This window comes from Kitasatospora sp. NPDC034023, assembly GCF_055575795.1.
On the sequence record NZ_JBVIRY010000005.1, the window covers coordinates 366,689 to 388,096 of the forward strand.

The window sequence follows — 21,408 nt, forward strand, 5'->3', positions numbered from 1 at the left end:
CAAGACCGGTTCGGAAACCCCCGATACCGAACGGGTATCGTCGCAGCATGGAGCTGCGGACACTGCGCTACTTCGTCGCGGTCGCCGAGGAACTCCACTTCGGCCGTGCCGCCACCCGGTTGCACATGAGCCAGCCACCGCTGAGCCGGGCGATCAGACAGCTGGAGACGAGCCTCGGCGCCACCCTGCTGCACCGCCGCGCCGCGGGCGTCACCCTCACCCCCGCCGGGGCGGTGCTGCTGGCCGAGGCCCGCGAGCTGCTCGACCGGGCCGACCGGGTACGCGCCCGCGTGGCCGCGCAGGCCGGCCCCGCGGCCGTCACCGTCGGCCTCCTCGGGGACGGCACCGACCCGGGCGCCGCCCGGCTGGCCGCCGCCTACCGCGAGCACCACCCGGGCGTCGAGGTCCGCATCCGCGAGGCCGACCTGACCGATCCGACCTGCGGGCTGCGCGCCGGACTGGTCGACATCGCCCTCACCCGGGCGCCGTTCGACGAGCGCGGCCTGACCGTGCGCGAGCTGCGCGCCGACCCGGTCGGTGTGGTGCTGCGCGCGGACGACCCGCTGGCCCGCCACGCGTCCCTGGAGCCGGCCGACCTGGCGGGCCGGCGCTGGTTCCGGTTCCCGGACGGCACGGACCCGTTGTGGCAGTCGTACTGGAACTGCGGTGAGCCGCGCGAGGGGCCGGTGGTGCGGGCCGTCCAGGAATGCCGGCAGGCCGTGCTCTGGAACGGCACGGTCGGCATGACCCCCCTCGGGCACGGGGTGCCCGAGGGGCTGGCCGTGGTGCCGCTGGCCGGCGTGGCGCCGAGCCGGGTGGTGGCGGTGTGGAACGAGGGCGACACGAACCCGCTGATCCCCTCGTTCGTCCGCATCGCGGCGGCCGCCTACCGCCGCTGAACCCCTCCCGGCCCGCCCCTGCCCGCCGCTTGCTCCCTGCTCCCTGCTGGCCGCCGCCTGCTCCCCTTCCCCTTCCCCTTCCCTTCCCGTTCCGGTCCCGGTCTCCGTTCGGTCAGGCGCCGAAGACGGCCGCGGGGTCGCCGGTGTACCAGGTGTTGTCGATGCGCATCCGCCGGATGAGCCAGCGGCCGCCGTCGCGCACGAGGTCGAGGGTGTAGGGGTTCTTGAGCAGGGCGTGGGTGTCCGGGTCGGCGGTGAGCAGGTGCTGGGCCTCGACCAGGGCGGTGAGGCGGGCGGTGTCCCCGTCGATGTCGATGCGCGGGTTGGTGACCTGGTGGGTGGTGTCCACCCGTCCGGTGAACATGGCCAGGATGGTGTCGACGATGAAGTCCCGACCGGTCATCAGGGGCGGCTCGCCGCCCCAGCGGGCGGCGGCGGGGCGGAAGTCGAGTTCCGCGTCGGCGGTGAAGGCCGAGGCGAAGAGTTCGCGGTCCTTCAGGTCCTGGCCGAGGGCGAACCGGTAGAGGGCGTCGGTGATTTCGGCGCGGTCGCGCAGTTCGGCGACGACCGAGGCGGTGTCGTCGGGCTTCGCGGTCAGGGCCTGCAGCGGGTTGGTGGTCATGGTGTCCTCCGTCGGGTGGGAGAGGCCGGTTTCGACGTGATCCACTCTGCCGCCGTGATCGTTGGCGAACAACGGCGCTCTGCGCAATGATCGTGAACTCGGGCTTAACGACGGGGTGGCGTGTGATCGAGCGGTACGAAGTGGAGTCGTTTCTGACGCTCGCGGAGGAGCTGCATTTCGGGCGTACCGCCGAGAGACTGCGGGTATCCACCGCGCGGGTCAGCCAGACGATCCGCAAGCTGGAGCGGCGGGTGGGGGCGGCGCTGTTCGAGCGCACCAGCCGCCGGGTCGAACTCACGCCGCTCGGGCGCAGGTTGGCCGACGATCTGGGGCCCGCCTGGGCGGCCGTCGGGGCGGCGCTGCAGGGAGCCGTCGACGCCGGGCGGGGCCTGTCGGGCAGCCTGCGGGTCGCCTACGTCGGTGCCGCCGCCGGGCAACTCCTCATCGGGGTGGCCGAGTTGTTCCGGGAACGGGCCCCCGACTGCGAGGTACACCTGCGGGAGGCCCGGATGACGGAGACGATCCGCTGGCTGCGTGGCGGCGACGTCGACCTGTGCCTGGGGCCCTTCCCGGTGCACGAGCCCGGCATCGGCTGCGGCCCGGTCCTGGTGCGCGAGGCCCGTATGCTCGCCGTCCCCGTCGGACACCGTTTCGACCGTCCGGGCGGCGTCTCGGTCGGGGACCTGGCGCAGGAGCCGGTGGTGCGGCTGCTGCCGGACGCCGTCGCCGTGCCGCCGCAGCGCCCGGACGCCGTCGCCGTGCCGCCGCAGCGCCCGGACGCCGTCGCCGTGCCGCCGCAGCGCCCGGACCGGGCACCCGCCGCGCCCGGCCCGGTGGCCGAGACCGTCCAGGAGGCACTCATGTTCGTCGGGGCCGGGCAGGGGGTCCTGCCCGTCGGCGCCCACGCCCGGCGCTACTACCCGCGCCCCGACGTCGCCTACGTCCCCCTCGACGGCGCGCCGCCGCTCGAGTGGGGCCTGATCTGGCCCGACGGCCACGCCACCGCCCGCGTCCGGGCGTTCGCCGAGGCCGCGGCCGACCTGGCCGGCGACCGGCGGTGAGCGAAAGCGAATACCGCCTATCCGCCCAATCCTTGATCTAACGGACTGCCGGAGTAATTGCCATACTCTATTGCCGCGAACCGATGCGACCCATGCTGTTGGAGTGGAACGCATGGGGGGTGGTTTTCTCCGACAGCGGTGGTCCCGGAGTCCGCACGCGACCGGTGCTCGTCGGTCATCGGGTGCGGGGTCGGTCCGGTTGCCTTGATGGTGCCGAGGTGGCAACCAGCCGTTTCCGGGCCGCATTCGAAGGAGAACTCGGCTGCGAGGCTCCGAACGCATTTTGTCTTCGCGACCTCCCGCAGCACTAACCGTGCCCGCAGCACTCACCATGCCCGTCACCCCGCGTCCACGGCCGCGACGCCCGACATGACGGCCGCAGGGGCACGACCAGCAGCAGATCAACCCGTATCCCGCCGAACCGGAGGAACCCATGGACGGCGACACCCAGTCCTATGTGGTCGTGCTCAACGACGAGGAGCAGTACTCGATCTGGCCCGCCGACCGCGACCTGCCTCTCGGCTGGCGCGGTGACGGCGTCAGCGGTTCCAAGGCGGAATGCCTGGCCCACATCGGCGAGGTCTGGACGGACATGCGCCCGCTGAGTTTGCGCCAGGCCGTGAAGCACGCCGGTTTAGCCGCCCACTCTCAGCAGTGAAGGATACGTGCGAGATGGTGCTCAATGAATTTCACGCCCGGGTGGCCGAGGCACCGGACACGGTCGCGGTGCAGGACGGCGACCTGAGGCTGACCTACCGCAGCCTTGCCGCGCACGCGTCCGCTCTGGCGATCAAGCTCACCGAGCGGGGGGTGGGCCAGGACAGCGTCGTGGCCGTCTACGCCAACCGGTCAGCGGAATTGGTGGTCGCCGAGCTGGCCGCCCTGCTGGCGGGCGCGGCCTACCTGCCGCTGGACCCGGCCCACCCGGCCGAGCGGATCCGCCAACTGCTGGAAGTCTCCGGCGCCGCCGCGGTCCTCAGCACCGCGCCGCTGGTGTCCGGCGGGGCACCGCTCGGCGACGACGTCCTGGTGGTCGATCTGACCGAGGAACCGTCCGACGCGACCATCCTGGCACCGCCCCCACTGAACGGCGCCGAACTGGCGTACGTGATCTACACGTCGGGTTCCACCGGCCGGCCGAAGGGCGTCGCGGTGACCCACGCGAGCCTGGCCAACCTGATGCACTGGCACCACAAGACCTACCGGACCCGGCGGGAGGACCGGTCGACCCTGCTGGCCAGTCCCGGATTCGACGTGTCCGTCCAGGACATCTGGTTCACCCTGACCGCCGGCGCCACGCTGGTGGTGCCGCCCGCCGAGGTGCGCACCTCGCCCCCCGCGCTCGCCGCCTGGCTGGCCGACGAGCAGATCACCGTGACCTTCCTGCCCACACCGCTGGCCGAGGCCGTCCTCGACGAGACCTGGCCGGCGCACACGGTGCTCCGCTTCCTGCACACCGGCGGCTCGGCGATGCAGCGCGGTGTGCCGGACGGGTTGCCGTTCACCGTGATCAACCTCTACGGGCCGACCGAGGGCACGGTGAAGGTGACGGCCGGCGAGGTGCTGGCGGGAGGACCCGTGCCGCCGCCGATCGGGGTGCCCGTCGACGGCGTGCGCTGCTACGTGCTCGACGGGCTCGACCCGGTGCCCGACGGCGAAGCCGGCGAGCTGTGCCTGGCCGGCGCGTGCGTGGCCCGCGGATACCTGGACGACCCGGCGAGCACGGCCGCGGCGTTCGTGCCGGACATCGGCGCCCCCGGGCAGCGGATGTACCGGACCGGCGACAAGGTCCGCCGCGGGCCGGACGGGGTCTTCGAGTACATCGGCCGCTACGACGACCAGGCCAAGATCCGCGGGTTCCGGATCGAACCCGGCGAGGTGGCCACGGTCCTCAAGCAGCACCCCGGCGTCCGGGACGCCTTCGTGGCGGTCGAACACTCCGGCCGCCCGGACGCGCGCCTGGTCGGCTACGTGGTCACCGACGTCCCCACGGCCGAGCTGGTCGACTTCGTCGCCGCCCGGCTGCCCGCCTACATGGTGCCGGCGGCGGTCGTCGTGCTGCCCGCGCTGCCGCTGACCCCCAACGGCAAGGTCGACCGCGCCGCGCTGCCCGCCCCCGACCGGACCGCGGCCGGCCTGGCCGACGTCGCCGCGCCGCCCCGCACCCCGACCGAGGTGGCCCTGGCGGCAATCGTGTCCAGGCTGCTCGGCGGCACCGAGGTCGGCGCCCACGACGACTTCTTCGCACTCGGCGGCAACTCGCTGCTCGTCGCCGGCCTGGCCGGCCGCATCGCGGCGGAACTGCACACCGTGGTGAGCATGCCCGACCTGTTCGACGCGCCCACCGTCGCCGCCCTCGCCGCGATCATCGACCAGCGGGCCGCCGTGGCCGGAGACGACGGCCGGGCACCCGCCGCCCACGTGATCGCCCCGACCGCGCCGCCGGTGCGCCGAGCCGACCGGGACCGGCCGATCCCGCTGTCCCTGCCACAGGAACGGGTCTTCTTCTTCGAACAGCTGTCGCCCGGCAACCTGGCCTACAACTTCCAGGCCACGGTCTCCTTGCAGGGCGAGGTGGACGTCGACGCCATGCGCGCGACACTGGACGAGATCGTCCGCCGGCACGAGGTCCTGCGGACCGCCTTCGTCGCCGTCGAAGGAGTCGGCTACCAGCGTCCGCTGGCGCAGGCCAAGGCCTCGCTGAAGGTGATCGACGTCCCCGCCGAGCAGGCCGACGAGGTGGTCGCCGCACAGCTTCGCGAGCCGTTCGACCTGACCAAGCCGCCGCTGGCCCGCTGGGTCCTGCTGCGACACGGGAACGGCCAGAACACCTTCCTCCACGTGGAACACCACTTCGTCCACGACGGCTGGTCGCTCTCGGTGTTCCTGTCCGAGTTCCGCGCCATCTACCCGGCCTTCGCCGCCGGAAAGCCCTCACCGCTGCCCGAACTGCCCGTCCAGTACGCGGACTACGCGATCTGGCAGCGGGACTGGATGCGCGGCGACGTGCTGCGCGCCCACGTCGACCACTGGACCGCCCGACTGGCCGGCGCCCCGCACATCCTGGAGCTGCCCGCCGACCGGCCCCGCCCGCCGGTGATGACCTTCCGCGGCCGGGCACCGCGCATCCTGATCCCCGCCGAACTGGCCCGGGAACTGCGGGCCTTCAGCCGCGAGAACCGGGTGTCGCTGTTCTCCACCATGTACGCGGGCTTCGCGGCCCTGCTGTACCGCTACACCGGCCAGCAGGACATGCTCGTCGGCACCGGCGCGGCGAACCGCAACATCCCCGAGCTGGAGCCGCTGCTCGGCATGCTCGTCAACACCCTGGTCCTGCGCACCAAGGTGTCGGCCGACCAGCCGTTCAGCCGGCTGCTGGCGCAGGTGCGCCAGAGCGTCGCCGAGACGCTGGCCTGGTCGGACACCCCGGTCGACTCGGTGATCGACGCCATCGACCCGGCCCGTGACCCCTCACGCACCCCGCTGTTCCAGGTCATGTTCAGCTTCCACGACTCCGCGGTGCCCGACGTCGACTTCGGCGGGCTCACCGGCAAGGTCACCGAACGCTCGAACCGCACGGCCAAGGCCGACCTCAACGTGATCGTGATCCCGCGGGCCGAGCAGCGCCTCGGCCGGGAGGCCCGGCCCGAGGACGACGACCTCTACATGATCTGGGAGCACTCGTCCGACCTGTTCGACGAGGCCACCATGGAGCGGATGGTCACGCACTACCTGACCCTGCTCGCCGACGCGATGGCCGCGCCCGACACCCGCGTGGGAGCGCTGCGCCTGCTCCCGGACACGGAGGCGGACCAGCTCGACCGCTGGTCCCGCGGGCCCGCCGCGGCCGACACCCAGCCGGTGACCGAACTGATCGCACGGCAGGCCCGGACCCGACCGGACGCCGTCGCGGTGCGCTGGCCGGACGGACAGCTCAGCTACGGAGAGCTCTGGCGGCGCGCCGGCGGGCTGGCCCACCGGCTCCGCGAGTCCGGCATCACCGCCGAGGAACCGGTCGCCGTGTACGCCGACCGTTCCGTCGAACTGGTGGTCGGCGAACTCGCGGTGCTCATGGCCGGCGGCTGCTACCTGCCCGTGGACCCGAGCTACCCGGCCGAGCGAACCGCCTACATCCTGCAGGACGCCGGCGTCCGCAAGGTCCTCGTCACCCCCCGGACGCTGCCGCAGCTGCCGACGTCCACGGAGAGCCTCCACGTCTTCGACCTGGAATCCGACACCACGGACGAGCCGGTCCACGCCGACCAGGTCACCCCGCAGCGGCTGGCGTACCTCATCTACACGTCGGGATCGACCGGCCGGCCCAAGGGCGTGGCACTGGCGCACCGGGGACTCGCGAACCTGGTCGCCTGGCACCTGGCCGCGTACGCGCTCGGCCCGCAGGACCGGACCACGCTGTTCGCCAGTCCCGGGTTCGACGCGTCGACCTGGGAGATCTGGCCAACCCTCGCCGCCGGCGCCACCCTGAGCGTCGTCCCGCCGCAATTCCGGGCCGCACCGGCGGAACTGGTGCGCTGGCTCAGCGGCGAGCGCATCACCGCGGCATTCCTGCCGACCCCCGTCGCCGCGGCCGTACTGGCCGAGCCGTGGCCGGCCGACACCGCACTGCGCGCGCTGCTGACCGGCGGCGACGTGCTGCCGGCAGCGCCCGCCACCGGGCTGCCGTTCCGGCTGTACAACCACTACGGACCGACCGAGAACACCGTGGTGGCCACGGCCGGCCTCGTAGCGCCGGACCCGGCAGCACTGCGCCCGCCCATCGGCAGGCCGATCAGCGGCATCGACGCCCACGTGCTGGACGCCGAAGGACAACCCGTGCCCACCGGTGTCCGCGGCGAGCTGTACCTCGGCGGTCCGGCGGTGGCCCGCGGCTACGTCAACCGCTCGGCGCTCACCGCCGAGAGCTTCCCCGCCGACCCGTTCACCGACCGACCCGGCGCACGCCTCTACCGCACCGGCGACCTGGCCCGCTGGCGTCCCGACGGGCAGCTGGAATTCCTCGGCCGCGCGGACGAACAGGTGAAGATCCGCGGCTTCCGGATCGAGCCCGAAGAGGTCGCGGCAACGCTCAGGGAACACCCGGACGTACGGGACGCCGTCGTCGTCGCCCGCGCGGCGGGGGCCGAGGTCTCACTCGTGGCGTACGCCTGCGGCGCCGGCCTGAGCGAAACCGCCCCCGACGAGAAGCTGCTGGCGTTCCTGCGGGACCGGCTGCCCGCCTACATGGTGCCGGACGCGGTCATGGTGCTTCCCGCCCTGCCGCTCACCGAACACGGCAAGGTGGACCATGACGCGCTGGCCGCTCTGGCACCCAGCACCCCGGCCGAACCCGAGGCGGAGCAGGCACCGCGCACACCGACGGAACAACGCGTCGCGCAACTCGCGTCAGCGTTGCTCCAGGACCAGCCGGTGGGGCGCGCGGACGACTTCTTCCGCATCGGCGGCCATTCCCTGCTCGCGGCCCGCCTGGTGGCCCAGGTGAACGACGCCTTCGGCGTCCAGGTGCCGATCGCCACATTCCTCCAGCGACCCACCGTGGCGAGCCTGGCGGACGCCGTGACCGCCGCGACGGCAGGACCGGAAACAGGCCCCGCACCGATCAGGCCCCGCAACCGCCGCGCGGCGCAGGAACCCGAGGTGCAGCAGTGAGCGGAGCCATCGAAGAGGACGGCCCGGCTCCGCTGTCGTACGCGCAACGGCGACTGTGGTTCCTCGACCAGCTGCAGCCGGGCAGCGCGATCTACAACGTCCCGCTCGGCTACGACATCACCGGCCCACTGCACCACACGGCCCTCGAACAGGCGCTGACCAAAGTCGTGCGACGCCACGAGATCCTGCGAACCGCCTTCCGCTCGACCGGCGGGACACCCCACCAGGTGGTCCTGCCACCCGCCCCCGTGCCCCTGCCCGTCGTCGACCTCACCGCACCCGGCCGCACCGCGGACGAGGTGGCACGGCTCGCGGACGAGGAAGCCGGCACCCCGTTCGACCTGGTGGCCGGCCGGGTCATCCGGGCCCGCCTGCTGCGCCTGGGCGAACAGCAGCACCGGCTGCTGCTCACCGTGCACCACCTCGCCTGTGACGGCGCGTCGGTCGGCACGCTCGGCAGGGAACTCGAAGTCCAGTACCTGGCCGCCCTGAACGGCCAGGAACGGCACGAGCCCGACCTGCCCCTGCAGTACGCCGACTTCGCCGAGTGGCAGCAGAACACACTGGCCGGGCCCGAGCTCGACCGGCTGCTGGCGTACTGGACGGACAAGCTGGCCGGCATGCCCGCCCAGCAACTGCCCACCGACCACGCCCGCCCGCCGGTACAGAGCCACCGCGGCGCCGCGCTCACGTTCGAGCTGCCCTCGGCATCGGTCCAGCGGCTCGAGGAACTGGGCAGAACGGAAGGCATCACGCTCTACAGCGTCCTGCTCGCCGCTTTCACGGTGCTGCTCCGGGCGCACGTCGACGGGGACGAAGTCGTGGTCGGCACCCCGGTCTCCGGCCGCGAACGGCCCGAACTGGCCGGTCTCATCGGATTCTTCACCAACACCCTGGTGCTCCGCTGCGACCTCGGGTCCGGCCCGACGTTCCGTGAGCTGATCCGGCGGCTGTGGGCGGAAGTCAAGGCAGCGCTGGCCCACCAGGACCTGCCGTTCGAGAAGCTCGTCGAAGAGCTGCACCCCGACCGTGACCTCGCCCAGAACCCGCTGTTCCAGGTGCTGTTCAGCTACCGCTACGAAGAGGAAGGAGCGGGGCTTCGCCTGGACGGCTGCCAGGTGCACCCGGTACTGGGCGACACCGGCGCGGCGCGCTTCGACCTCACGCTGAGCCTCACGCGAACCCCGGCCGGCGTGACCGGCCGGCTGGAGTACAGCACGGACCTGTTCGAGGACGCGACCGCCGAACGGATCGCCGAGCGATACGTCCAGGTCGTGACCGCCGCCGCGCACGCCCCGGACCGGCCCGTCGACGAACTGGCGGTGCTGCCGGCGGGCGAGCTCGCCACCTTGGCCCACTGGCAGGCCGGCACCCGGACCGGTACCGCAGACGTCCTGGTCCACCACGTGTTGGCGCAGCGGGTGGCCGCGACACCCGACGCGGTCGCCGTGGTCGCCGCCGACGCCACCCTGACCTACCGCGAACTCGACCGGCTCGCCGACCGGTTCGCCGGCCGGCTGCGCCGGCTCGGCGTGGCACCGGACGAGCCGGTCGGCGTCCACCTCGGCCGCACCTCCCTGCTGATGGTCACCCTGTTGGGGATCCTCAAGGCGGGTGCCGCGTATCTCCCGCTGGACCCCGGCTACCCGCGCGATCGGCTGGCGTTCATGGTCGGCGACGCCGGCGTGCGGCTGGTCGTGGCGGACTCCCGGTCCGCCGCGGCCGCCGGGCGGCTCGGCGCCGCCCAGGTCGTGGTGCCCGATCCGGCCGGGGCACCGGACGACCCGCCCGACGATCCGCCCGCGGTGCTCACCCCCGACAACCTGGCGTACGTGATCTACACGTCCGGATCCACCGGACAGCCGAAGGGGGTCATGGTCACCCACCGCAACGTGGCCAACCTCTTCGCCGGGATGAACGACGTCTTCGGCGCCGACGAGCCCAGCACCTGGCTCGCCGTGACGAGCGTCTCCTTCGACATCTCCGTGGTCGAGCTGCTGTGGGCGCTGACGCACGGCCACCGGGTCGTGCTGCGCGCCGAACCGCCCCTGCCGTCGGCCTCGGCCGCCGCGCAATCGGCCGCGGTGGCCCAGGCCCGCGCCCGCCCCATCGACTTCAGCCTGCTCTACTTCGGCAGCGACTCGCAAGCCGGCTCCGACGACCGCTACCGCCTCCTGCTCGACGGCGCGAAGTTCGCCGACCGCAACGGCTTCACGGCCGTGTGGACCCCCGAACGCCACTTCCACCGGTTCGGCGGGCTGTACCCGAACCCCTCGGTGACGGCGGCGGCCGTCGCCGCGATCACCGAACGGGTCCAGGTGCGCGCGGGCAGCGTGGTCCTGCCGTTGCACGACCCCTTGCGGGTGGCCGAGGAATGGTCCGTCGTGGACAACATCTCGGCCGGCCGGGTCGGCATCTCCCTCGCGTCCGGCTGGCACGCCAACGACTTCGCGTTCGCACCGGACCGGTACGACAAGCGCAAGCAGCTGATGATGGACGGCCTCGCGGAGGTCCGCAAGCTGTGGCGCGGCGAGAACGTGCCGCGGCGCAACGGCGTCGGCGCCGAAGTCGAGGTCGGGGTGTTCCCCCGGCCCGTCCAGCCGGAGCTGCCGGTGTGGCTGACCAGCGCCAAGCATCCGGAGACCTTCCGGATGGCCGGCGAGGCCGGCACCGGCGTGCTCACCCATCTCCTCGGACACAGCCTGGAGGAACTGGCCGAGAAGATCGCGCTGTACCGCAGGACCTGGCGCGAGCACGGGCACCCCGGGGACGGCCATGTGGCGGTCATGGTCCACACGTTCGTCGGTCCGGACCTCGACGAGGTGCGGGAACTGGTCCGGGAGCCGATGAGCCGGTACCTGGAGACCTCCTTCGACCTGATCGCCTCGCTCGGCGCCACCACCGGCAGCGCCCAGGACTTCAAGGCGCTGCCGCCCCGGGAACTGCGCGAGCTGGTCGACCGGGCGTTCGACCGGTTCTTCGCCACCGCCAGCCTGCTCGGCACACCGCAGGTCTGCGCCGACATGGTGGACCGGATGAAGGCCGCCGGCGTCGACGAGGTCGCCTGCCTGATCGACTTCGGCGTCGACGAGAAGGCGGCACTCGACGCCCTGACACACCTGACGACCGTCCGGGACATCAGCGACGAGCGCCGGGACGCCGCACTGGCGAAGGCCGAGGAACCGATCGCCGCACAACTGCGCGAGCACGCCGTGACGCACCTGCAGTGCACACCCTCACTGGCCCGCGCCCTGCTCGCGGACCAGGACGCTCGCGCCGAACTGCCCCGGCTCAGCCGGCTGCTGGTGGGCGGCGAAGCGCTCCCCGCCGACCTGGCCCGCGAGCTCGCCGACGCCGTCACCGGCACGGTGCACAACATGTACGGGCCGACCGAGGCCGCGGTCTGGGCCACGACGTCCCAGGCCCCGCCCGGAGGCGGCCCGGTATCCATCGGGCGGCCACTGGCGAACGTCCGCGCCTACGTGGTCGACCGCGACATGCGGCTGTGCCCGACGGGCGTACCCGGAGAGCTGCTGCTCGGCGGGGGCGGCGTGGTCCGCGGCTACCTCAACCGTACCGAGGTGACCGCCGAACGCTTCCAGCCCGATCCGTTCGCCGGCCGGCCGGGCGCCCGGGTCTACCGAACGGGCGACCTCGCCCGCTGGACGCCCGGTGGCGCACTCGAGTTCCTCGGCCGGCTCGACGACCAGGTGAAGCTGCACGGCCACCGGATCGAACTCGGCGAGATCGAGACGGCACTCGCCGAACACGAAGGGGTCCGCTCGGCGGTCGCCGTCATCCGGGGCACCGGCGCGGAACAACGGATCATCGGCTACCACGTTCCGGCAACCGGCCGGCCGACGACCGGCGCCGAACTGCGCGCCTTCCTCGCCACACGGTTGCCCACCTACATGGTGCCCAGCGCGTTCCACCCCATCGACGCGATGCCGCTGACCCCGAACGGAAAGGTCGACCGCAGGGCACTGCCCGACCTGTCGGACACGCGACCCGAGGGCACCACGGCGTACGCGCCGCCCACGAACGCGACCGAGCGGCTGGTCACCGACGTGTGGCGCGAGGTACTCGGCGTCGACCGGGTGGGCCTGGACGACAGCTTCTTCGACCTCGGCGGGAACTCGCTGCTCGTAGTGGTGGCCAGGGCCCGGCTGCTCGAACACCGGGACAGCGGGCTCTCGCTGGTCGACATGTTCCGGTACCCGTCCGCACGGGCCCTCGCCGAGGCCATCGACCACAAGCCGGCCGAAGGGCCCGACGAGGCGGTCGGCGCGGCCGCCGCCCGGGGAGCCGCCCGCCGCGTCGCCGGACACGCAGCACGGCGCGCCGGAAGGACGGGGGTGTGACAGTGCCAACGAACAATTCGACACGGCATCGAGCCGTTGGGGGCCTTGGGTGAGTACCGAAATGGAAGACGGGATGGAGCCGATCGCGGTCGTCGGGATCGCCGGACGACTGCCGGGAGCCGCCACCATCGAGGAGTTCTGGCGCAACCAGCGCGACGGCGTCGAGTCGGTCTCCAGGTTCAGCACCCGGCAACTGACCGACGCCGGCTGGCCGGTAGACATGGTGGCCCACCCCGACTACGTGCCCGCCGCCGCCGTCATCGAGGACGCCGACCACTTCGACGCGGAGTTCTTCGGGTACAGCCGGGAACAGGCCGAGATCAGCGACCCGCAGCAGCGGATCTTCGTCGAGACCGTCTGGCACGCCCTGGAGGACACCGGGCACGACCCGGCGCGCTTCGACGGCGCCGTGGGCGTCTACGCCGGCCAGTTCGCCAGCAAGTACCTGCCGCTGAACCTCCTCGCGAACGCCAAGTTCCGCGGATCCTTGGCGGCCTTCTCCGCCCGCCCCTACAACGACAAGGACTTCCTCGCCACCAGGGCGGCCTACCTGTGCAACCTGCGCGGCCCCGCGATGACCGTGCAGTCGGCCTGCTCCACCTCGCTCGTCGCCATCCACCTCGCCTGCCAGTCGCTGCTGAGCCACGAATGCGACATGGCACTGGCCGGGGGAGTGGCACTGCCCGTCCCGCTGATCGGCGGCTACCCGGTGGTCGCGGGCGGCATCTTCGCCCGTGACGGCCACTGCCGGCCGTTCGACGCCGCCTCCAGCGGAACCGTCCCCGGCTACGGCGTCACGGTCGTCGCGCTGCGCAGGCTGAGCGACGCGCTCGCGGACAACGACCACATCCGCGCGCTCATCCTCGGCAGCGCGGTCAACAACGACGGTTCGGCGAAATTCGGATTCAACGCGCCCAGCATGCAGGCACAGGCCGAGGTGATCGCCACCGCCCAGGCCGTCGCCGGCGTCCCGCCGGAGACCATCGGCTACATCGAGGCACACGGCACCGGCACCCCACTCGGCGACCCCATCGAGGTGGCCGGGCTCACCAAGGCCTTCGACACCAAGGAGCGCAACTACTGCGCGATCGGTTCGACGAAGGCCAACATCGGCCACCTGGACGCCGCCGCAGGGGCGGCCGGCTTCGCCAGGGCCGTACTGGCACTCGAACACGGCGAGATCCCGCCGAGCATCAACTACGACACGCCCAACGCAGCGCTCCTACTGGACCGCACACCCTTCTACGTCCCGACCACCGCCCGCCCCTGGCCGCGCGCCGCGACACCGCGACGCGCCGGCGTCAGCGCCTTCGCGGTCGGCGGCACCAACGCGCACGTGGTCCTCCAAGAGGCACCCGCACCGACACCGACACCGCAGGCCTCCGCACCGCACACACACGACCGGCAACTGCTCGTCCTGTCCGCACGCACCGGCAAGGCCCTGGCCGACGCGGCGAACAACCTCGCCGACCGCCTGGACCGCCAGGACGACCTCGACCTCGCCGACGTCGCCTACACCCTCCAGGTCGGCCGCCGCGCCTTCCCCCACCGCCGGCACCTGGTCTGCCGCGACCGGGCCGAAGCCACAGCCGCCCTCCGGGCGCTGGCAAAGCCCGGAGCCGTCGACACCGCCAACGACGTGAAAGCCCGCCAGGTGGCCTTCATGTTCCCCGGCAGCGCCTCGCACCGGCCCGACGCCGCCCCGGCGATCCACCGCCGCGAACCGGCCTTCGCCGAGCAGGTGGACCGCTGCGCCGAACTGGCGCGGCCACTGCTCGGGTACGACCTGCGCGCCCTGCTCCTCCCCTCCACCTGGGACGGTCCGAAGGCACCGCAGGACGACCCGCGCGGCGTGGCGGCCGCGGCCTTCACCCTGCAGTGGTCCCTCGCCCGGCTGTGGCAGTCGTGGGGAGTACACCCCGCCGCGATGATCGGCGAGGGCGACGGCCAGTACGTGGCCGCCTGCCTGGCCGGCGTGATCGACCTGGCGGACGCCATCGACGTCACGGTCACCGGCGCCGAGATCCGCTCCCGCGCCGGAGCCGGCCGGATCCCCGACGCGCACGCGTCCGAGTTCGCCGCCAAGGTGGCGCGCCACGAACTCAAGCCACCGCAGGTGCCCTACATCTGCGCAGCGACCGGCACCTGGATCGGCCCGCAGGACGCCGTGGACCCGGCCCACTGGGCCCGCCACCTGCGCGAGCCGGCCCCGTTCGCCGACGGCCTGCGCGAACTGGCCGGCGAGCCCGGCCGGATCCTGCTGGAGGTGGGACCGGGCAGCACACTGACCGAAACCGTCGCACGGCAGGACACCGCGAAGCACCTGGTGGCAGTGGCCTCACTGCCACCCGCGCAGGCGAACCGATCCGACCTCGCCGCCCTGCTCGACGCCGTCGGCACGCTGTGGCAGTCCACCGTGGACATCGACTGGGAGGCCCTGAACGGCACGTCGCGACCGCGGCGCGTGTCCCTGCCGGGCTACCCCTTCCAACGGAGCCGGTACTGGATCGGCCCCGACTCCGGCAGTTACGAACCCCTGGGTTTGGAGGAGGCCTCATGGACGACGAACAGCTTGTAGCCATCGTAGGAGCGGGCGTCATGGGCACCGGGATCTCGACGCTCGTCGTCGGGCACGGATTGCCCGTCGTCCTGGTGGACGTCGACGAGGGCGTACTGGACCGCGCCGCCGCGGCATCCGCCAACGGCCTGCGGCACGCCCAGCTGACCGGCGCCCTGCCCGCCGGGACCACTCCGGCGAAGCTGCGCACGACACTCTCACTGAGCGACGTCGCGGACGCGACCGTGGTCATCGAGGCGGTCACCGAACTGCCCGAGAACAAAGCCGACGTGCTCGCCGGCGTATCGGCACTGGTCCGGCCCGGAACCCCCCTGATCTCCAACACCTCCGGAATACCCATCGACGAAATGGCGGCGTGGGTGAAATGCCCCGGTGACCTCATCGGAACGCACTTCATGAATCCCGCCTACCTGATCTCGATGGTCGAGGTGATCCGCGGCCCCCAGACCGCGGACGAGACCGTCGAGTCGGTGCTCTCACTGCTGACCCGGATCGGCCGGCGCGGGGTCGTGGTCCGTGACGCGCCCGGGTTCGTGACGAGCCGGCTCCTGCACCCGATGATCAACGACGCCGCACGGGTGGTCGGCGCCGGCACCGCCACCGTCGAGGACGTGGACACCCTGATGCAGGGCTGCCTCGGCCATCCGACGGGCCCGCTGCGCACCGCGGACCTGATCGGCATCGACAACCTCGTCGACGCCCTGGAGGCGCTGTACGCCCGGACCGCGGACGAGCGGTGCCGTCCCAGTGAGCTTCTCCTCGAGAAGGTCCGGCGAGGCGAACTCGGCCGAAAGAGCGGCCGTGGCTTCTACAACTACAGTGAGGCACAGTCATGACCCCGGAACAGCAGACCGAGAAGGCGCCCTTCGACATGGACGCCGTCGTCGACGAGATCACCCGGTTCGTGGCCGAGCAGACCCGGACCAGGCCCGAGGTGGACCAGGACCTCTTCACCACCGGGGTCGCCAACTCCATGTTCGCCATGCAGTTGGTCGTGTTCCTGGAGAAGGCCTACTCCGTGACGGTCGCCGGACCGGACCTGCAGCTGTCCAACTTCTGCACGGTCAAGAGCATGGCCACGCTCGTCGGCCGACTCCAGGCAGAGTCTGCCGCAGACAGCGATGTCTGACGCACTCTCCTCAGGGCACGAGGACATCTGGCGCTTCGTCGGGGACAGCGCCGGCGGATGGGACATCGCCGGCGAGATCCCGCGTACCGTCCTGAGCGAACTCGGTGCCGCCGGCGTGCTCTGTGCCGAGGTGGGAAAGCAGTACGGCGGACTCGGCCTGGGCAGCCAGGAGAGCGGGAAGCTCACCGCTCATGCCGGCAGCCTGTGCAGTTCCCTGCGCAGTGTGATGACCTCGCAGGGCATGGCGGCGTGGACGGTACAGCGCCTCGGCACCCGGGAGCAGCGGGCCGTGTTCCTGCCGCAGCTGACCGGCGGCCGGCTCGCGGCCGTCGCCTTCAGCGAGCCGGACGCCGGCAGTGACCTCGGTGCGATGACCACCGAGCTGCGTTTCGACGGTGACACGGTGGCCGTGGACGGCGGCAAGGCGTGGATCACCGCGGCGGCCTATGCCGACCTGGTCGTCGTCATCGGAAAGCTGGGCGACAACGCGGCGGCGGTGGTCGTGCCGACGGACGCCGAGGGGGTCCGGATCGAGAAGATCCCGCACCCGGTCGGCTGTCGTGCGGCCGGGCACGCGCAGGTGCGGCTGGACGGGGTACGCGTGCCGGCCGCGAACGTCCTCGGCGGCACCGGGCTGTCGCTGCCGTTCCTGGTGACGACGGCCCTGGCCTACGGCCGGATGTCGGTGGCGTGGGGCTGCGTCGGCATCCTGCGCGGCTGTCTCGGCGCGGTGACGGAACACGCGCGGTCGCGGCGGCAGTTCGGCAAACCGATCGCGGAGCACCAGCTGGTCGCCCGCAGGGTCGCCGAGCTCTACGCCGCGGAGCGGGTCGCCACCGCGGTGTGTCGGCAGGCCAGTGAGTGCTGGGAGTCGGGGTCGCCGGACCTCGTGATCGCCACGGTTCTCGCCAAGCACGTCAGCGCGACCGAGGCCGTGCGGGGGAGCGCGTCGGCTCTGCAGGTCATGGCCTCGGCGGGCGCGTCGGACGGCCACGTGGTCGCCCGCGCCTACCGGGACGCCAAGTTGATGGAGATCATCGAGGGCAGCAGCGAGATATGCCAACTCGAACTCGCCAGACACGCCCTGGCGACCGGGAACAGCACAGTGCGGCAGGAGGAGGCGCAGTGAACGGACCAGTGCCACCGAGCGAACCGATCACCACCGTCAAATGCGTCGTCTGGGACCTGGACAACACGCTGTGGAAGGGCACCCTGCTCGAGGGTGACGACGTGGTCGTCGACGACCGGGTCTACGAGACCATCGTGGGTCTCGACTCCCGCGGCATCCTGCAGGCCGTCGCCAGCAAGAACGACCACGGCCCCGCCTGGCAGCGCCTCGAGGAGCTCGGCGTCGCCGAGTACTTCGTGGCCGCCAGGATCGGGTGGGGCCCGAAGTCGTCGTCGGTGCGGGAGATCGCCGACGAACTGAAGTTCGCCCACCACACGATCGCCTTCGTCGACGACCAGCCGGCGGAACGCGCGGAGGTGGTGTTCCACCTGCCGCAGGTGCGCTGCTACCCGGCCGAGTCGGTGTCCGAGCTGCTGACGCTGCCCGAGTTCACCCCGGCGACGGTGACGGTCGACTCGCGCCGTCGCCGCCAGATGTACCAGGCGAACGTGCGGCGCCAGGCCGAGCAGGAGTCGTTCGACGGGCCGTCGGAGGAGTTCCTGCGTTCGTTGGGCCTCGTGATGGAGATCGGCCGGGCCACTGCCGGCGACCTGTCTCGGATGGAGGAGCTGACGCTGCGTACGAGCCAGATGAACGCGACCGGTGTGCACTACTCCGACGCCGACCTGCGCGCGCTCCTGGACGACGCACGCCACGAGGTCCTCGCGGTGACGATGAGCGACCGCTTCGGGTCGCACGGCGCGGTCGGTGTCGCGCTGGTGGAGACCGGTGCGGCGGTGTGGCACCTGAAGCTCCTGGCCACCTCGTGCCGGGTCGTCTCGTTCGGGGCCGGCGCCACCGTGCTGAACTGGCTGGTCGACGAGGCGGCGACGGCCGGCGCCCATGTGGTCGCGGACTTCCGGCCGACGGCACGGAACCGGATCATGGAGGTCGCGTACCGCTTCGCCGGGTTCACCGACGAGCGCTGTGCGTGCCTTGCCGAACTGCCGCCGCCGGACGGCGGGGAGACGCAACGGCTGCACCTCACACCGGCACCGAGGCCGGCGCCCGGCACGATGCGGCTCAACGCCGTCCGGCTGGCCACGGCCTGACCTCGTCCGCGCCGACGCACACGAAGCCCGAACGCTCGCAGCCCCTCTCATCCGAGAGGGGCTGCGAGCGTTCGCGTCGCGCTACCGCCGTCCGACCGGCCGTGAGCCGATGCGTCACCTCTTACGGGCGAGGGTGATTCCGTCGGCCATCGTGAGCATCGAGACGTCCACCCGCTGGTCGTCGCGCAGCGAGGCGTTGAGCGCCCGCACCGCGGCGGTGTCCGGGTCCTGGCGGTCCGGGTCGACCACGCGGCCGAAGAAGAGCGTGTTGTCGATGACGATCAGCCCTTGCGGTCGGGTGAGCTTGAGCGCGGCCTCGTAGTACGTCCCGTAGTTGGCCTTGTCCGCGTCGATGAACACGAGGTCGAAGCTCTCGCCGCCGCGCTCGTCCGCGAGGGCGGCGAGCGTCTGGGTCGCGTCACCGATGCGGACGTCGATGCGGTCGGCGACTCCGGCGCGCTTCCAGTAGTCGGCGCCGATCGCCGGCCACCGGTCACTGAGGTCGAGGGTGACGACCGTGCCGTCCGGTGGCAGCGCACGCGCCATGCACAGGGTGCTGTAGCCGGTGAAGGTGCCGATCTCCAGCACCGATCCGGCCCCGGTCAGGCCGACGAGGAGCGCCAGCAGCTGGCCCTCCTCGGCCATGACCTGCATGGCCGAGCCGGCCGGCAACCCCGCGGTCTGCGCCCGGAGTTCGGCCAGTATCGGGTCCTCCCGCAGGGACACGGCGCGGACGTACTCGCGGATTTCCGGTGTCGCCATGATCTGATCTGCCATGGCGGCGACTCACTTCCTGGCGACGCAGGCGAACGACAGCGGGATCGGGTCGCCCGGGATCCGCCAGTTGTGGTCCCCGTCGGGCACCATCAGCGGGAGCCGCTGGCGCGCGTCGTAGGGAACCTCGCGGATGCGCTCGATGGTCAGGCCTTCGCCGATGAGCGCGTTCACCACCTCTTCCACGGACCACCGCCAGCCGTAGATGGAGTGCGTCTCGACCTCGACCTCGTCCTCGATCCGGTCGGCGTAGGTCGCGGACATCTCGTGGTGCACGTCCCGGGACTGGAACAGCGAGCGGGCCACCCGCAGCTCCCCGTCGACGTCGCCGAAGAGGGTGAGCATCGGGTGGATCTCCACGATCGTGAGGGTGCCGCCCGGCTTGACGAACCCTGCCGCGACCTTGGCCCAGCCGGTGATGTCGGGCAGGAACGAGAGGGTGCCGTAGCCGGTGAACACCATGTCGAACTGGCCGTCGAGCACTGTCGGTAAGTCGTAGAGGTTCGCCTGGACGAAGCTCGCGTCGAGGTCGAGCTCCCTGGCGAGGTTGCGAGCGATGTCGATCGCCTCGTCGGAGATGTCCATGCCGGTCACCTGCGCGCCCATACGGGCGAGCGAGAGCGCGTTGACGCCGATGTGGCACTGCAGTTCCAGCAGGGACTTACCGCGGACGTCGCCCAGCTCCTCCTGTTCCAGCCGGCGCAGCATGTTGTGCCCCTGCTTGAACCTGTCCACGTCGTAGTACGAGGACTGCATGTGTGCCCGCGCTCGCAGGTTGAAGCCTTCTCGGTTGGCCGATATTTTGTCGAGGTCGCTCATGGAGGTCATCGGTGCTTCCCTTCGGCGTGGATCGGTGGTTGTGGGCGGTCGCCGACGACCAGCGGGGCCAGATCGCGGCGGCTGGTCACCCCGAGCTTCTGGTAGGCGCGGCCCAGGTAGTTGTCGACGGTGCGGGCGGACAGCCCCAGCCGGTGCCCGATGGCGGGGCTGGTGAATCCGTTGGCGGCCAGCAGCGCGACGTCCCGCTCGCGGCTGGTGAGTCCGACCAGCGGGGCGGTGAGCTGCAACAGCGGGGTCGTCGCGTTCGGACACGCGATGGTGCCGGGGGGCGTGCAGGTGTGCCGTAGCGCGGCCGCGGCGGTGGCGGTCTCCGCGGCGAGCAGGTCCATCCCGAGTTCGGTGAACTTCGCCGTGGCGAAGTCCAGGGCTGCGGGATCGGAGCGGGCCAACGCGGCCGCGGCGCCGGCCATGGCCGGCACGACCGGCCCCGGTACCAGGTCGACGAGCGCGGCGAGGCGGTGTCGTACGGCGTTGGGATTGCCGAGACGGGCCACGTCGTAGCTTGCCGTGGCCTCGACGGCGTACTGGCCCAGGGCCATGGCGATGTCGGCCGCGGCGAGTGCCTGCCGGGCGGCGAGTGTGGTGTCCCCGCAGGCCGCCGTGGTCCACGCCTGGCTCAGGGTCAGCCACGGGAGGAACAGGCGACTTTCGGGTGCCTGGTCGGTGCGCTGCCGGGTCTGGTGTGCGCCGGCCTGGTCGCCGAACACGGCGAGTTCGGCCAGACGCGGTGCCAGCATGAGGCACGAGTTTCCGCCGTCGAACAGGCGCGAAGCGGCCTCCGCGTCGGCGATGGCGGTGGCGACGTTGGCGACCTGGCCGCGCAGCGTCAACCAGCCACCGGCGACCGCGATGTTTCCGGCGGCCACCTCGTCCCGGTACCCGTTCTCGGCTATCCGGCAGGCGTGGCGCACCTGGCCGGCCATCAGCAACGCGAAGCAGTGCGCGTAGCCGATCTCGGCGAACCAGGGCTGGCCCGGGTCGGGGCGGTCCACGGCCGCCGACGCCCGGTCGAACCGGCCGGCCGGGCTGGCCGCGACGACCACGGTGGTCACCGCCGGCCGGATCGCCCCCTCGGGCACCGGGCGGTCGCGCGGTACTTTCTCGTGTGCGGCCGGTGCCGCGTGGGTGCAGTCGTCCAGTAGCAGCAAGCCGGTCCAGTGTGCCTCGGCTACCGCACTGCCGATGTCGCCCAGGCCCCGGTGCGCGGTGTCGACACCGCCCGCTCCCCAGTACGGGATGGCTGCCGCGGTCACTGCC

General features: G+C 72.0%; 14 protein-coding genes. 10 read left to right on the forward strand and 4 right to left on the reverse strand.

Annotation, left to right across the window (positions count from 1 at the left end; translation table 11 throughout):
- Positions 1-47 precede the first annotated feature (47 nt).
- Positions 48-899 carry a LysR family transcriptional regulator gene (locus tag ACZ52R_RS10890; protein ID WP_465615202.1) on the forward strand — a complete coding sequence of 284 codons (852 nt, stop codon included), beginning with the start codon at positions 48-50 and terminating at the stop codon, positions 897-899.
- Between the two features lie 112 nt (positions 900-1,011).
- On the opposite strand, the gene ACZ52R_RS10895 is transcribed toward ACZ52R_RS10890, so the two are convergent.
- Positions 1,012-1,521 carry a nuclear transport factor 2 family protein gene (locus tag ACZ52R_RS10895; RefSeq protein WP_465615204.1) on the reverse strand — a complete coding sequence of 170 codons (510 nt, stop codon included), beginning with the start codon at positions 1,519-1,521 and terminating at the stop codon, positions 1,012-1,014.
- Between the two features lie 140 nt (positions 1,522-1,661).
- Here ACZ52R_RS10895 and ACZ52R_RS10900 point away from each other — a divergent pair, with 140 nt between their 5' ends.
- From ACZ52R_RS10900 to ACZ52R_RS10940, 9 genes are all read left to right on the forward strand, one after another.
- On the forward strand, positions 1,662-2,582 hold the full coding sequence (locus ACZ52R_RS10900; RefSeq protein WP_465753342.1) for a LysR family transcriptional regulator: 921 nt from the start codon (positions 1,662-1,664) through the stop codon (positions 2,580-2,582).
- A 433-nt stretch (positions 2,583-3,015) separates the two neighbouring features.
- On the forward strand, positions 3,016-3,240 hold the full coding sequence (locus ACZ52R_RS10905; RefSeq protein WP_360497320.1) for an MbtH family protein: 225 nt from the start codon (positions 3,016-3,018) through the stop codon (positions 3,238-3,240).
- Between the two features lie 14 nt (positions 3,241-3,254).
- Positions 3,255-8,249 carry an amino acid adenylation domain-containing protein gene (locus tag ACZ52R_RS10910; RefSeq protein ID WP_465615208.1) on the forward strand — a complete coding sequence of 1,665 codons (4,995 nt, stop codon included), beginning with the start codon at positions 3,255-3,257 and terminating at the stop codon, positions 8,247-8,249.
- Positions 8,246-12,610 carry a MupA/Atu3671 family FMN-dependent luciferase-like monooxygenase gene (locus ACZ52R_RS10915; RefSeq protein ID WP_465615210.1) on the forward strand — a complete coding sequence of 1,455 codons (4,365 nt, stop codon included), beginning with the start codon at positions 8,246-8,248 and terminating at the stop codon, positions 12,608-12,610. The genes ACZ52R_RS10910 and ACZ52R_RS10915 overlap by 4 nt, the downstream gene beginning before the upstream one ends.
- A 73-nt stretch (positions 12,611-12,683) precedes the next feature.
- Positions 12,684-15,188, forward strand: coding sequence for a type I polyketide synthase (locus ACZ52R_RS10920; RefSeq protein ID WP_465615212.1), 2,505 nt, complete (start codon positions 12,684-12,686; stop codon positions 15,186-15,188).
- Complete coding sequence (locus ACZ52R_RS10925; RefSeq protein WP_360497308.1) at positions 15,167-16,024, forward strand: 3-hydroxyacyl-CoA dehydrogenase family protein; 858 nt, start codon at positions 15,167-15,169, stop codon at positions 16,022-16,024. Before ACZ52R_RS10920 ends, ACZ52R_RS10925 begins: the two co-directional genes overlap by 22 nt.
- Entirely contained in the window at positions 16,021-16,317 is a 297-nt protein-coding gene (locus tag ACZ52R_RS10930) for an acyl carrier protein (RefSeq protein ID WP_360497305.1), read from the forward strand. The genes ACZ52R_RS10925 and ACZ52R_RS10930 overlap by 4 nt, the downstream gene beginning before the upstream one ends.
- Positions 16,310-17,446 (forward strand): acyl-CoA dehydrogenase family protein, encoded by a 1,137-nt coding sequence (locus tag ACZ52R_RS10935; protein ID WP_465753343.1) that lies wholly within the window; start codon positions 16,310-16,312, stop codon positions 17,444-17,446. Before ACZ52R_RS10930 ends, ACZ52R_RS10935 begins: the two co-directional genes overlap by 8 nt.
- Complete coding sequence (locus ACZ52R_RS10940; protein WP_465615217.1) at positions 17,443-18,537, forward strand: HAD-IIIC family phosphatase; 1,095 nt, start codon at positions 17,443-17,445, stop codon at positions 18,535-18,537. The genes ACZ52R_RS10935 and ACZ52R_RS10940 overlap by 4 nt, the downstream gene beginning before the upstream one ends.
- Before the next feature lie 114 nt (positions 18,538-18,651).
- Here the strand turns inward: ACZ52R_RS10940 and ACZ52R_RS10945 are convergent, their stop codons facing one another.
- The 3 genes from ACZ52R_RS10945 to ACZ52R_RS10955 are packed head-to-tail and all read right to left on the reverse strand — an operon-like array spanning position 18,652 to position 21,404.
- On the reverse strand, positions 18,652-19,314 hold the full coding sequence (locus ACZ52R_RS10945; protein ID WP_465615219.1) for an O-methyltransferase: 663 nt from the start codon (positions 19,312-19,314) through the stop codon (positions 18,652-18,654).
- 9 nt (positions 19,315-19,323) lie between these two features.
- On the reverse strand, positions 19,324-20,139 hold the full coding sequence (locus ACZ52R_RS10950; RefSeq protein WP_465615221.1) for a class I SAM-dependent methyltransferase: 816 nt from the start codon (positions 20,137-20,139) through the stop codon (positions 19,324-19,326).
- The gene (locus tag ACZ52R_RS10955; protein ID WP_465615223.1) at positions 20,136-21,404 is read right to left on the reverse strand and encodes a helix-turn-helix domain-containing protein; all 1,269 of its coding nucleotides are present in this window, start codon (positions 21,402-21,404) and stop codon (positions 20,136-20,138) included. Before ACZ52R_RS10955 ends, ACZ52R_RS10950 begins: the two co-directional genes overlap by 4 nt.
- Between the last annotated feature and the right edge of the window lie 4 nt (positions 21,405-21,408).